The sequence below is a fragment of the Rhodococcus sp. MT28 genome (assembly GCF_058792695.1).
The window spans coordinates 409,430-421,809 of the sequence record NZ_JBXAFD010000005.1; the positions used below are offsets into that span (position 1 = coordinate 409,430).

The 12,380-nt window shown below is 62.4% G+C and carries 12 protein-coding genes and 1 other RNA gene; 10 read left to right on the plus strand and 3 right to left on the minus strand.

Going from position 1 to position 12,380, the window contains the following annotated elements; translation table 11 throughout:
* The first annotated feature begins 10 nt into the window (after window positions 1–10).
* Entirely contained in the window at window positions 11–1,621 is a 1,611-nt protein-coding gene (locus tag AC1Q6C_RS21720) for an SDR family oxidoreductase (protein WP_230359730.1), read from the plus strand.
* Between the two features lie 66 nt (window positions 1,622–1,687).
* Window positions 1,688–2,058: a transfer-messenger RNA gene (ssrA, locus tag AC1Q6C_RS21725) on the plus strand.
* Between the two features lie 104 nt (window positions 2,059–2,162).
* Here ssrA and AC1Q6C_RS21730 read toward each other — a convergent pair.
* From AC1Q6C_RS21730 to AC1Q6C_RS21740, 3 genes are all read right to left on the minus strand, one after another.
* Complete coding sequence (locus AC1Q6C_RS21730) at window positions 2,163–3,152, minus strand: alkaline phosphatase family protein (RefSeq protein ID WP_412770927.1); 990 nt, start codon at window positions 3,150–3,152, stop codon at window positions 2,163–2,165.
* Window positions 3,153–3,244: 92 nt separating this feature from the next.
* Complete coding sequence (locus tag AC1Q6C_RS21735) at window positions 3,245–4,546, minus strand: HNH endonuclease signature motif containing protein (protein WP_230359732.1); 1,302 nt, start codon at window positions 4,544–4,546, stop codon at window positions 3,245–3,247.
* 110 nt (window positions 4,547–4,656) lie between these two features.
* Entirely contained in the window at window positions 4,657–5,478 is an 822-nt protein-coding gene (locus AC1Q6C_RS21740; protein WP_230359733.1) for a GNAT family N-acetyltransferase, read from the minus strand.
* A 53-nt stretch (window positions 5,479–5,531) separates the two neighbouring features.
* Here AC1Q6C_RS21740 and AC1Q6C_RS21745 point away from each other — a divergent pair, with 53 nt between their 5' ends.
* From AC1Q6C_RS21745 to crcB, 8 genes are read left to right on the plus strand one after another with little or no spacing between them, the layout of a single operon-like run.
* On the plus strand, window positions 5,532–6,164 hold the full coding sequence (locus AC1Q6C_RS21745; RefSeq protein ID WP_063316608.1) for a dienelactone hydrolase family protein: 633 nt from the start codon (window positions 5,532–5,534) through the stop codon (window positions 6,162–6,164).
* Window positions 6,161–7,441 carry an NAD(P)/FAD-dependent oxidoreductase gene (locus tag AC1Q6C_RS21750; protein ID WP_230359734.1) on the plus strand — a complete coding sequence of 427 codons (1,281 nt, stop codon included), beginning with the start codon at window positions 6,161–6,163 and terminating at the stop codon, window positions 7,439–7,441. The genes AC1Q6C_RS21745 and AC1Q6C_RS21750 overlap by 4 nt, the downstream gene beginning before the upstream one ends.
* Complete coding sequence (locus tag AC1Q6C_RS21755; protein WP_230359735.1) at window positions 7,432–8,175, plus strand: DUF1365 domain-containing protein; 744 nt, start codon at window positions 7,432–7,434, stop codon at window positions 8,173–8,175. Before AC1Q6C_RS21750 ends, AC1Q6C_RS21755 begins: the two co-directional genes overlap by 10 nt.
* Window positions 8,172–9,461 carry an SAM-dependent methyltransferase gene (locus AC1Q6C_RS21760; RefSeq protein ID WP_230359736.1) on the plus strand — a complete coding sequence of 430 codons (1,290 nt, stop codon included), beginning with the start codon at window positions 8,172–8,174 and terminating at the stop codon, window positions 9,459–9,461. The genes AC1Q6C_RS21755 and AC1Q6C_RS21760 overlap by 4 nt, the downstream gene beginning before the upstream one ends.
* On the plus strand, window positions 9,458–10,774 hold the full coding sequence (locus tag AC1Q6C_RS21765; RefSeq protein ID WP_492666770.1) for a class I SAM-dependent methyltransferase: 1,317 nt from the start codon (window positions 9,458–9,460) through the stop codon (window positions 10,772–10,774). The genes AC1Q6C_RS21760 and AC1Q6C_RS21765 overlap by 4 nt, the downstream gene beginning before the upstream one ends.
* Window positions 10,771–11,574, plus strand: a complete 804-nt coding sequence (locus AC1Q6C_RS21770; protein ID WP_037130102.1) for a DUF1295 domain-containing protein — start codon at window positions 10,771–10,773, stop codon at window positions 11,572–11,574. Before AC1Q6C_RS21765 ends, AC1Q6C_RS21770 begins: the two co-directional genes overlap by 4 nt.
* A gap of 23 nt (window positions 11,575–11,597) precedes the next feature.
* On the plus strand, window positions 11,598–11,975 hold the full coding sequence (locus tag AC1Q6C_RS21775) for a fluoride efflux transporter FluC (protein ID WP_230359738.1): 378 nt from the start codon (window positions 11,598–11,600) through the stop codon (window positions 11,973–11,975).
* Complete coding sequence (gene crcB, locus AC1Q6C_RS21780; RefSeq protein ID WP_003942344.1) at window positions 11,972–12,316, plus strand: fluoride efflux transporter CrcB; 345 nt, start codon at window positions 11,972–11,974, stop codon at window positions 12,314–12,316. Before AC1Q6C_RS21775 ends, crcB begins: the two co-directional genes overlap by 4 nt.
* The last annotated feature ends 64 nt before the right edge of the window (window positions 12,317–12,380 follow it).

Sequence of the window (12,380 nt, forward strand, 5' to 3'; positions counted from 1 at the left end):
GCGTGGGGTGATGGACGCAGTGAGAGTGTTGATCACGGGTGCGACCGGATACATCGGCGGACGTCTTGCCCCTCGCCTGGTCGAAGAGGGTCATCGAGTTCGAGTGGTGGTGCGCAGCCCGGAGAAACTACGCGATGTTCCCTGGCACGATTCCGTGGAGATCAAGCGCGGGGATCTGACCGACAGTGCCACCCTCTCAGGTGTTTTCGATGATATCGACGTGGTCTACTACCTCGTTCACGCCATGGGTGGGGGAGGGTCGTTCTCGGATATCGACAAGCGAAGCGCGGAGAACGTCGCCGCCGCTGCCCGCGATGCGGGGGTGCGACGGATCGTCTACCTGGGCGGGCTTCATCCCTCCGACCGAGAGTTGTCGACTCACTTGCAGTCCCGGCTCGAAGTCGGTCGGATCCTGCTCGACTCCGAGGTTCCGGCGGTTGTGTTCCAAGCTGGAGTGGTGATCGGATCGGGTTCGGCGTCCTTCGAAATGGTGCGCCACTTGACCAATCGGCTTCCGGTGATGACCACACCCAAGTGGGTGCACAACAACATTCAGCCGATCGCGGTGCGTGACGTACTCCACTATTTGATTGCAGCCGCGGCGACGACGCCGGAGGTCAACCGCGCCTTCGACATCGGTGGGCCGGATGTCATGCAGTACGGCGAAATGATGAACACCTACGCCGACGTCGCTGGATTGGTACGCCGACGCATCCTCGTCCTGCCCGTCCTCACCCCGCGTCTGGCAGGTCACTGGGTGGGATTGGTCACGCCGATCCCACGAGGTTTGGCGATGCCCCTGATCGAATCCCTGCAGAACGACGCGGTGATGCACAATCACGACATCGACGGCTTCATCCCGCCTCCCGCCGAGGGCCTCACGCCGTATCGAGAAGCGGTGCGACTGGCACTTCGAAAGATCGACACCGGTGAGGTGGAGACGGCGTGGTCCGGTGCAACGATTGCGGGCGCTCCATCCGATCCTCTTCCATCCGACCCGGATTGGGCCGGCGAAGCGGTCTACGTCGATCATCGCGAACGTGACTGCGCGGCGGATCCGAAAACCCTCTGGTCGGTGGTCGAGTCGATCGGCGGCGAGAACGGTTGGTATTCATTCCCTTTGGCGTGGGCCATTCGGGGGTGGATGGACCGCGCGGTCGGTGGTGTCGGACTGCGCCGGGGCAGGCGGGATCCACGCCGGCTCAACACGGGCGAAGCCCTGGACTTTTGGAGGGTCGAAGAAATCGATCGAGGCAAGTTGCTCCGATTGCGCGCCGAGATGAAGGTCCCGGGCGGAGCATGGTTGGAGTTGCGAGTATCAGAAGGCCCAGCCGGTGCCGACGGACGGCCGGTGGGTTCCCACCTCGATCAACGCGCGGTCTTCTTCCCTCGCGGGCTCGCGGGTCGGGCGTACTGGTATTCGATCCTGCCTTTCCACGGAGTCGTCTTCCAGGGGATGATCACCAACATCACCGGTGCCGCCGAGCGTGAGATGGCTGCGGTGCAGGAAACGGGTGCAGTGCAGGAAGCGGGTGCAGTGCAGGAAGCGGGTGCAGTGCAGGAAGCGGGTGCAGTGCAGGAAACGGCTGGGCCGAAGGACACGGAAAGTGCCGCCGATTAATTGGTATGACTTCCGAACTTCGGCGCGTTATAGTGAATAGCCCCACGAAAGACGCGGGGCACACACGGGGCTGAACGGTTTCGACTGCGTGTGTTGAGTTAGGGGAAGCGTGTCGGTGCAGGCAAGAGACCACCGTAAGCGTCGCTGCAAACCTATAAGCGCCGATTCCAATCAGCGCGACTACGCTCTCGCTGCCTAAGTAGCGAAGCGTGTCTGTCAGCCCGGGGTTGCCCTCGACCCGGTTCCTGGCATCAGCTAGAGGGCTTTACTGTTCGGCTCGGTCACGGAGTCGAATGGGACATCAAACAGTGACTGGGATCGTCATCCTGGCTTGTTCGCGAGACTGGGAGATCCAAGTAGAGACTTAGCGAACTGCACACGGAGAAGCCCTAGCGATTCAACGTAGGACCCGGGTTCAATTCCCGGCAGCTCCACAACAGGTCGGGCCGGAGAGCACACGCTCTCCGGCCCGACCTTTTTGCTGCCTTTTTGCTGCTGTCTTGCTGCGGCACTCTGCTGTGTGGCCCGGGCCTTCTTGCGATCAGGAGCCGAAGAATCCCAGGTCGACCGAGCCGACGAAGCCGGGAGCTTCCTTGGCCAGCGGCTTGCCGTCCAGATCGGCAGGCAATGCAACGCCCAGGCTCTTGAGGATTGTCGGGGTGATGTCGGCGATCGTGTACGAGTCTGTGTTCTTACCGGCCGCGTATCCCGCGCCGCGTGCTATGACGAATGTCGTTGCTTCCGCGGGTGTCTGACCGCCGTGCCCACCGGCGGGCTTGTGCCCGTGATCCGCAGTGACCAGTACAGTCCACTTCTCGCCGGTCTTTGCTGCGCGCTGATCGACGGCATCGACAATCTTGCCCACCTGAGCATCGACCGAGGCGATGGACTCTTCGTACGCAGCGCCGTTGGTGCCGCCGCTATGTCCCGCGCCGTCCACCTGATCGAGTTGGGTGAAGATCAGGTCAGGTCCCTTGTCTGTGATGTCGCGGGCGACGGCGTCTGCCGTCGCAGCGTCGGTGGCCGCTCCGGAACCTGCATCGGCCGTGGTGACGACAACGTCGGCTTTCGGTGTCCCACTGGAGGCGATGTTGTCGATGCCGCCCCAGGTGGAGATCGATTCGGTGAGGAGGGAGGGCTTTGCTGTTTCCAGTCGGGTGAAGACGCTCGGGTAGAGGTCGAAGCGGGCGCCCGCGTACGTGTTGTCCTTGACTCCGTGCTTGGTATCCCAGACTCCGGTCAGGATGGTCGACCACGACGGTCCGGAGATGGCGGTGTGGCCGAGGATGGAAGATTCTCCGCTGGTTCCTTCGGCGATCAGCTTCTGGAGACGGGGAGCGTCGGCGGTCTTGATGTGGCTGAGCATAGTGCCGTCGAGGCCGATGACAACTGTCTTCTCGGCGGCCGACGGATTGAGGTCGGACGATCCGGGAATTGCTGCAGCAGTTGCAGTTCCGGCAGCAACAGCGCCGGCGAGGAGGAGTGTGATAGCGGCTGAGGTGCGTGCGATTTTCTTGGTCACGCTAAGCATCTTGCGATAGGACTAGACCAATTGCACTACCTGGATGTGAGGGTTGTCCTGTTGTTCACGGCAGATTCAGATTGGACTAGACCAATGTTTCCTCAGGCGGCCCAACCGTCGAGGATGACGCTGACCGCGTGATCGAGGTGAAGGTGCTCGCCGTCCCATCTTGGGATGATCGCGTCGTCGGGTATGTCTCCGCGCAGTAGGCCATCAGCGAATCCCTCGGTCGGTGGTGCTGGGTCGATGACGTCACCATTGGCGTAAAGGAACTCGAACTTCTGCTCGCCGAGAGCAGTGATCGTGAACTGGCCGTCATGCAGCGCGCGGTGGCAGGTGCCGCACAGCATGATCAGATTGTCCAAGTCCGTATTTCCGCCGCGTCCCCAGAATTTCACGTGATGTGCGTGTAAGAAGCGAGTCCGCCCGCAACCCGGTGTGCGGCAACATCCGTCGCGGTAATTCAATGCCAGCATTTGTTTGGCGCTGACGACGCGGGTCCTTCGGCCCAGATTCAAAACGCATCCCTCCTTTGTCGTTCCCAGGCGAAGTTTCGCGTTGCAGAGCACTTCCTCGGCGGCACTTTGGGGGAGCGCGGGTCCACTCGGTACACGGACGGTGTTCGCTTCGTGGAAGAACACAACTTCGTTCGCGGCGGCCTTGGACGTGCGGTCTGTGACTGCGGCGGTGGCGAGCTCTGCCATCGCGACGAGTCCTGGTCCGATATTTCCGGCCGGGTTCTTTGTGGCCTTCTCGTCGACAGGGCGGATGGCAGCGGTTCGGGTGCGTTCACGTTCCGCCGCCGCCAATGCTGCGAGGATTCGGGCGCCGTCCTGCGCGGGCAGGCGTCCTTTGATGACAAACTCGCCCGTATCCGAGTCCCAATGCCAGCGGACCTGAAGATGTTCGGGCGCTTTGCTTTTGCCGGATTCATTGTCGGTTGCATTACGCAGACCTGCGGCGAGACGATCGATCTGGGCTGCGGGCGCCTCGCATCCGAACCGAACCATCTGCTGTTCGTTTGACGGCGTGGTGACCCGGGTGAGTGCGCGAACCTTCGAGTAGGACAGCCGGCCTTGCTCGAAGGCCTTCCGCATCTCGGGCAAAGGTCGGAGCGCTTTGGCGACGCGAACATATTCCCTGCCGGTGTGCAGGCTCATTCCACATTTCCACGACAGCCAGTGGGCGCATGAATGCAGTCCAGGGCCGGTCCAGCCGCGGTCTTCGTCGAACTTCGACAGGAGGGTGAGGAATCGAGCCGTGGCCGCCGCGATCTGGCCGGCGAGAGCGCAGATTTCGGAGCCGAGTTGCTCTACGTCGCTTCGGGTGGAACCCTGCGTTTCTTCATTGATCAGTGCTGCGGTATCGGTCAGTTCTGCGGTATCGGTCAGTTCTGCGTTCATTGTTGCCCCCCGGCGCGTGTCCGACAATGTTTCGAATGTACGTTCGATGATAGATGCCAGTACCGACACACATCCGTGGATGAGGACGGAAAGCGTCCCCGCGGGGACGTCTAACCGCTGCCGATCGAGTACTCGGCGTAGGTACCGACATCCTCGAAGCCGACGTTTCGATAGAGCTGTGCGCCGTCGCTGGACGCCTGAAGTACAGCGGTTCGGGCACCTCGCTCGCGGGCGATGTCGAGTGCGGCAAGGGTGACCGCCGAGCCGAATCCGCGTCGGCGCGCCGTTTCGAGTGTGACGACCCCATACAGTCCGGCGACGTCGGCGGCAAAATGGACCTCGGCTCCGGCGACAGGCTGGGAGTTCGCGTATCCCACGACAAACGAACTCCGCGAGCGCTCATCGAGGATGTCATCGGCGGTGTCTTCGAAGAAACGTATTACTGCGGTTGAGAGCGGCGACCAATTGGCGGCCATCACGGCGGCGTAGTCGGCGAGCTGCGAACGAGTCGTCACTCGCTGAACGCACAGTTCTGAGACAGGCGTTGGGCGTGGGACGACGTTCAAGTCTGCCGTCATCGCTCTTTCTTCCTCGGAGCGCACGCAGCCGACGGCTGACAAGCGAGCGCCGAGGTCAGAGGGCTTGTCGCGCGGACCTGTCCACCAGGAGAACGGACGACCGGTTGCTCGAAGCCACGCGAGTACGTCGAGTAGTCGTCGGTCTTCTTCCGGGCCTTCAGCAGCAGGTACAGCGAAGCGCGCACCAGCGATGATGTTGAAAGTGTCGTCGGTGAGGCCGCTGTCTGCGACGACAACATCTGCAGAGACCGTGACCGATCCCGTCGGCAAGTGTTCATGCAGGTGGCAGGCATGGGATACCAAGTTGGCGTCCATGGCGTCGAGGACATCGCCGACGAGTGCTTCACGATTCACAAAAGAAATTCTACGAACCCCATCCAAATGGTTTTCGGCTCCGAATGCCGTGTATGACGCCCAACCGACGGCAACAGCAGGACGGTGACCAGCACCTGGTGGTGCTAGTGCTGCCTGGAGGAAAGGTATCGAGCCATCGCCCGGCTCGCGCCTGGCATCTGTCCAACCTTCGGATGTGCCCGTTCACCGCTCAGCTTCGCCTCTCCGGTGTCAAAGCGGTGCAGGCTCGCTATCGAGTTCGAGGTTGGAACGGTGCCGAGCGCAGTCCGGTCGCCGACGCCCGCGCCGCACTCGACGCGATAACGAAACGTAATTCACAAGCTCAGGTGATCCTGCTGGGGCACTCGATGGGCGGACGGGTCGCCGCCGAACTATGTGGCGATCCGGCGGTGGTCGGTGTGGTCGCGCTGGCGCCGTGGTGGCCCGATGGAACGTCGGTGAATCTGCGTTCGGACACACCACTGTCAGTCCTTCACGGCACGGCTGACTCCTGGACCGATCCGGAGGTGTCGCGGCGAAAGGTCGACGAACTGCAGGCGTCGGGTAAGAGCGCTGAATGGATCGGCATCGACGGCGCAGGCCACTTCATGCTCCGTCGGGCGGCGACTTGGCATCGCCTCGTCGCGGATGCAATCGCAGGAATGAGTCGCGGGGTAGCCGCAACAAAGATGGGAGAACGACGATGAGTTCCGACAAGCGCAAGGTGGCCGTCGTCGGTAGTGGTGTCGCAGGTCTGACAGCGGCGTGGGTGCTCAGTAAGGACAGTGACGTCACCCTCTACGAAGCGGATTCACGGCTCGGCGGGCACGCGGACACCCATTCGGTCACCGACCCGGAAGGGCGAAGCCTCGCCATCGACACGGGGTTCATCGTCCACAACGATCGCACCTATCCGACATTGTTGCGATTGTTCGCAGAACTAGATGTGCCTACGCAGGAATCCGATATGAGCATGTCGGTCAGGTGTGGGGGGTGCGGGCTCGAGTACTCGGGAGGCCAAGGGTTGCGCGGCGTTCTCCCGACGCCGGGGCTGCTGGTGAACGGCAGTTTTCTGTCGATGTTGATGGAGGTCAAGCGCTTCCACCGCCGTGCCCGCGCATTGCTCGACAACACGGATCCGTCGGCACCTGACCAGACACTTGGGGTGTTTCTGCGCAGCGGCCGGTTCTCCGACTACTTCACCGCTCACTTCATGACTCCGCTCGTGTCGGCAGTCTGGTCGTGTGATCCCGGCTCGGCGCTGAAATATCCCGCGCGGTACCTGTTCTCGTTCCTCGATCACCACGGAATGCTGAGCGTCACTGGATCGCCGACCTGGCGAACAGTCACCGGTGGATCGGGCGAATACGTTCGTCTCGTCGCCAAAAGTATCGGGGATATCCGCCTCAACACGCCGGTGCGCGTAATCCACCGGTTCGACGATCGCGTCGACATTCGTGACGGCGACGACCAGATCCAGGCCTTCGACGCAGCCGTGGTCGCAACGCATCCGCAGCAAGCGCTGAAGATTTTGGCGGATCCGACGCCTGTCGAATCCCAGGTCCTCGGTGCAATGCCGTACTCCGTCAACCACACCCAACTTCACACGGACGAAAATGTGCTGCCCGGCAACACCAATGCGCGCGCGTCGTGGAACTACTACATCCCTGAATGCAACGCGAAGCCGGATCACGTTCTGGTCAGCTACGACATGACGAGGTTGCAGCGGCTGCCGGAGACCGGCCGGCGCTACCTGGTGACGTTGGGGGGAGACGAAATGGTGGCCCCGGAGTCGGTGATCGATCAGATGACCTACGAGCATCCGCAGTACACACCCACCTCCGTCGCCGCTCAAGCGCGGCTTCCTGAGCTGGACTCGGACGTACTCGCGTTTGCCGGCGCATACCACGGATGGGGCTTCCACGAGGACGGTGCACTCTCTGGCCTGCGCGCCGCCGAACGCGTCGGAGGTCGGTGGCCGTGACTACTCCCATCACGCCGTCCATCGTTCATACGAGCATCCGGCACGTACGAACGGAGCCGCTGCACAACGAGTTCGAGTACCGAAGCTACAGCTGGCTCGTCGACGTCGACGATTTGCCCGAGCTTCCGAAGGCTTTGCGGCCCTTGGCGAAGTTCGACGCCGGGGATCACCTCGGCGACCCCACTCGATCGATTCGTGCCAACGTCGAGACTTTTCTGTCAACCAACGGATTGGAGTTCGCCGGCGGTCGCATCCTCATGCTTGCGAACGCGCGTGTGTTCGGCCATGTGTTCAACCCGCTGAGTGTGTTCTGGTGTCTGAACGACGACGGCAGTCAGCGGTGCGTCGTTGCCGAGGTTCACAACACCTACGGCGAGCGGCACTGCTACCTGCTCGAAACCGACGAACGTGGCGCGGTTCGCACGTCCAAAGAGTTCTACGTATCTCCGTTCAACGATCTGGACGGCGAGTACCGGATGCGACTTCCGCTACCCGACACCGCGCTCGCGCTCTCGATAGTTCTGGCCCGTGACGGCAAGGCGCCCTTCGTGGCCACGGTGTCCGGTCGTTGTGTGCCGGCGACGACGCGCGAGATCGTGCGCAGTGCGCTCGCCATCCCGCTGGCTCCGCTCCGAATCGCCGCGCAGATCCGATTTCAAGGAATCCGGCTGTGGGCCAGGCGCTTACCCATCGTTCCCCGACCGCAACATCACCCGCAGGAGGCAGTGCAATGACCACAACCACTCTCGGCACCGAACCTTCCGCTCACGCGATCGAAACCGAGCGGTGGCCGGGCGTCGCCACCGTGCCGAGTGGGCTCAAAGTGCGGGTTGCATCACCGGTTGCCCGCGCCCTGTTCCACAAGGCGGTCGCACGTTTGCCGCTGCGCGTCCAGATGCCCAACGGTGAGTTCTCCGGTGGCGGTAGCCCCGATTCGCCGTTGATGGTCATTCACCGCCCAGACGACTTCGCTGCTCGTGTGGGTGACAGTGGTTTGATCGGATTCGGGGAGTCGTACATGGCGGGCGATTGGGAAGCATCCGACCTCACTGCGGTCCTGGAAGTCTTCGCCTCCCGCGTGGCGACGCTCATTCCCGACTTCCTGCAGCGGCTACGAGGCCTCTACATTCCGAAGCAGCCTCGCAGTGAGCGGAATTCGACGCAGAACACGCGCTCGAACATCTCCCGGCACTACGACCTCTCGAACGAGATGTTCGAACTGTTCCTCGACGACTCCATGACGTATTCCAGTGCCCTCTTCGAGGATCTGTCGGTAGGGGCGACCCCGTCGTGGGACGTGTTCGCAGCGGCGCAGCATCGGAAGATCGATCGACTGCTGGATGGCGCAGGTGTCGGACCCGGTTCGCGAGTGCTCGAAATCGGCACAGGCTGGGGAGAATTGGCGATCCGAGCTGCCCAACGGGGAGCGACGGTGCGCTCGGTGACACTTTCGGTCGAACAACAGGAATTGGCAGCGAAGCGGATAAGCGCTGCGGGACTGGCAGATCGCGTTCAGGTCGACCTTCTCGACTATCGGCAGGTACAGGGGGAGTACGACGCCGTTGTGTCGGTCGAGATGATCGAGGCCGTCGGCCACCAGTACTGGGGAAGCTACTTCCAGACGATCGACGCCCTGCTGGCGCCGGGTGGGCGCGCGGCGATCCAAGCCATCACGATGCCGCACGATCGAATGCTCGCGACCCGCAACACCTACACCTGGGTGCACAAGTACATCTTCCCCGGCGGATTTCTCCCGTCGGTGCGGGCGATCGAGGACGTCACCGAGCGCATGACAACCCTGCGGGTGCGTGAGCGGATGTCGATGGGCGATCACTACGCGCAGACGTTGCGACTGTGGGACGAGCGATTCAGCGCTCGCACCGACGAGGCGTCCGCGCTCGGGTTCGACGCAGTGTTCGCGCGCATGTGGCATTTCTACCTCTGCTACTCCGAGGCGGGGTTTCGGTCGGGGTATCTCGACGTCCAGCAAATTGTTCTCGATCGGAGGAACCAGCGATGACTGCCACAATGGATCGAACGACACAAGGTACCGGCGTTGCGGGTCGTCTCTCGGACATCCTCAGTCCACTTGTCGGCGGCGAACTTCCGGTGCGGTTGACTGCATGGGACGGCAGCACAGCAGGTCCGGAAGATGCTCCGAAGGTGACGCTTTACAGCCCGAACGTTTTGCGACGCTTGCTCTGGAATCCCGGCGAGTTGGGGGCTGCGCAGGCGTATGTTCTCGGTGAACTCGACGTCGAGGGCGATCTAGGCGATGCACTCACACACGTGTGGAAGGTGTCTGCCGAGCGGGGGCTCGGGTCGATTACCCCGACACCGTCGCTCGTCTTGGCCGCGGTCAAGGCTGCGCGATCCTTCGGTGCTTTCGGGAGACCTTTGGCTCCGCCGGCGTCGCAGGCTCAGGTGAAGGGGCGCCTGCACAGCCTCGCCCGCGACCGCGAGGCGATCGGGCACCACTACGATTTGTCGAACGATTTCTACCAATTGATCCTCGATGAGAACATGGCGTACTCCTCGGGCTATTGGACTTCCGATGCACCGGACTACACGCTCGAAGACTCACAGACAGACAAGCTGGACCTGGTGTGCCGCAAGGTCGGTCTCGATCGAGCGCGAGGCTTGCGGTTTCTCGATGTCGGCTGTGGTTGGGGCTCGCTCAGCCTGCATGCAGCGCGGGAGTACGGCGCCAGGGTTGTCGGAATCACGATCTCGGCGGAGCAGAAGGCTTTTGTCGACGCGAAGGTCCGCGCGCTCGGTTTGGAAGACTGGGTCGAGATTCGCCTCCAAGATTATCGAGAGATTCCAGACGGTCCCTTCGATGCGGTCGCTTCCATCGAGATGGGTGAGCATGTCGGTGAGGACAACTATCCGACCTACGTGAAAGCGCTCCACGACAATGTTATTGCCGGTGGCCGTGTGCTGATTCAGCAGATGTCCCGCACTGGCCCGCACCCCGGGGGAGGTCCGTTCATCGAGTCGTTCATCGCGCCGGACATGTACATGCGGCCCGTCGGTCGCACTGTTGCGATGATCGAGGAAGGTGGACTCGAAGTGCGGGACGTCCACGCCCTGCGTGAGCACTACGTGCGGACCGTCGACGCGTGGATCGAGACCTTCGAATCGAACTGGGATAGCGTCGTGGAACTCGTAGGTGTCGAAGTCGCTCGGGTGTGGCGTCTCTACCTCGTCGGCGGAGGAATGGCATTTCGGGACGGCAGGATGGGCGTCGATCAGATTCTGTCGGTCCGGCCGCACGGTGATGGTCGATCGGGTATGGAACCGGTACGGCCGCAGTGGGTGTCGCGGCGATGAACGGATTCGACTGGGGCGCGTTCGGAGTGGTCACACTCACGAGTCTGCTGGCGATCGCCGTCGGAATGGCGGTGACAGCCACGATCGGTGTACGGATCGGGCGTCACAACGTTGTCGACGTGTCGTGGGGCGCGGGCTTCGTTCTGATCGCGCTCGTGTCCGCGATCGTGGGAACCGGCGACCTCTGGCGCCGGTTGCTGATGCTTGCGCTCGTGGCGATCTGGGGTCTGCGGTTGGCGACGCACATGGCGATTCGATCGCGTGGCAAAGGTGAAGACCCGCGGTACGAAGAAATGCTCGGACGAGCGACGGGTAATCGAACGCTGTATGCGATCCGCAAGATCTATCTCACGCAGGGGATTTCGTTGTGGTTCGTCTCCCTGCCGATCCAGGTCGCAGCAGTATCGAACGGCAGCTTCGGACTTCTTGTCGTACTCGGAATCGCGCTGTGGATTGTCGGCGTCACGTTCGAGACGGTCGGCGACCGACAGATGGAGGAGTTCAAATCCGATCCGGGCAGCCGTGGCCACATCATGGATCAAGGTTTGTGGGCATGGACGCGGCATCCCAACTATTTCGGCGACGCGTGTGTCTGGTGGGGGATCTTCCTCGTCTCGGCGTCCGTGTGGCCGGGGGTGTTGACCGTCCTCTCACCGATCGCCATGACGTACTTCCTGGTCTTCGCCACCGGAGCGCGGTTGCTCGAGCGACACATGGAACAGCGTCCGGGCTATCGCGAGTATCAGCAGCGGACAAGTTACTTCATTCCTCGCCCGCCGAAAGCCCGCTCCGGGACGTAGGCTCTTTCGGGTGAGGCCAGAGCATGGGTGATCTGAAACTGCCGGCTGCGGTATGCGCGGTTGCCGTCGGCGGAGGGTTGGGCGCGCTCAGCCGCTACGGTCTGGGGGAGCTCTTTCCCCACATCTGGACGACTCTGGTCATCAACGTCGTCGGCTCGTTCGTTCTCGGTGTTCTCGCGGCCCTGCTCGTGCACAACAAGGTTGGGTACCTCTTTCTCGGCACGGGCTTCTGCGGCGGCTTCACCACCTTCTCGTCCTTCGCGCTTCACGCCGTGACGGAGAGTCCGTGGCGATCGATTCTCTATGTTCTCGGGACGTTGATTCCCGCGATCCTCGCTGCAGCACTGGGCAAAGGGCTCGGTGAACGCTGGATCCGCGCGCGGGACGGAGCGTCGGCATGACAGTTCTCCTGGTGGCGCTCGGCGGCGGCGCTGGTGCGAGTGGCCGGTACCTGTTGGCGCGGTATGTGCCCGCGTACAAGGGATTTCCGGCTGCGACGTTCGCCGCGAACGTGATCGGCTGCTTCCTCCTTGGATTGTTCACCGGGGCAGCTCTTTCCACCGAGATGGCCGCACTTCTGGCGACCGGCTTCTGCGGCGGCTTGTCCACCTATTCGACCTTCGCGACCGAGAACGTCGGGATGATCGAGAGGCGCCAGACGGCGCTTTCTCTGATCTACATCGTCCTCAGTCTGATCGTGGGACTGTCCGCTGCGTGGTTGGGAATCCAGATCACGGATTGACGGATCCGGCGCCGCGCGTGCACGCCACGCGGCCAGGGTAGACAATTGTCCACAGTCGCGTCGA

Excerpts from the sequence above, each read along its gene's own strand:
- AC1Q6C_RS21720 (WP_230359730.1), top strand. The coding sequence starts at position 11 with ATGGACGCAGTGAGAGTGTTGATCACGGGTGCGACCGGATACATCGGC.
- AC1Q6C_RS21730 (WP_412770927.1), bottom strand. The coding sequence starts at position 3,152 with ATGCTTAGCGTGACCAAGAAAATCGCACGCACCTCAGCCGCTATCACA.
- AC1Q6C_RS21735 (WP_230359732.1), bottom strand. The coding sequence starts at position 4,546 with ATGAACGCAGAACTGACCGATACCGCAGAACTGACCGATACCGCAGCA.
- AC1Q6C_RS21745 (WP_063316608.1), top strand. The coding sequence starts at position 5,532 with ATGACGCCCAACCGACGGCAACAGCAGGACGGTGACCAGCACCTGGTG.
- AC1Q6C_RS21750 (WP_230359734.1), top strand. The coding sequence starts at position 6,161 with ATGAGTTCCGACAAGCGCAAGGTGGCCGTCGTCGGTAGTGGTGTCGCA.
- AC1Q6C_RS21760 (WP_230359736.1), top strand. The coding sequence starts at position 8,172 with ATGACCACAACCACTCTCGGCACCGAACCTTCCGCTCACGCGATCGAA.
- AC1Q6C_RS21765 (WP_492666770.1), top strand. The coding sequence starts at position 9,458 with ATGACTGCCACAATGGATCGAACGACACAAGGTACCGGCGTTGCGGGT.
- AC1Q6C_RS21770 (WP_037130102.1), top strand. The coding sequence starts at position 10,771 with ATGAACGGATTCGACTGGGGCGCGTTCGGAGTGGTCACACTCACGAGT.
- AC1Q6C_RS21775 (WP_230359738.1), top strand. The coding sequence starts at position 11,598 with ATGGGTGATCTGAAACTGCCGGCTGCGGTATGCGCGGTTGCCGTCGGC.
- crcB (WP_003942344.1), top strand. The coding sequence starts at position 11,972 with ATGACAGTTCTCCTGGTGGCGCTCGGCGGCGGCGCTGGTGCGAGTGGC.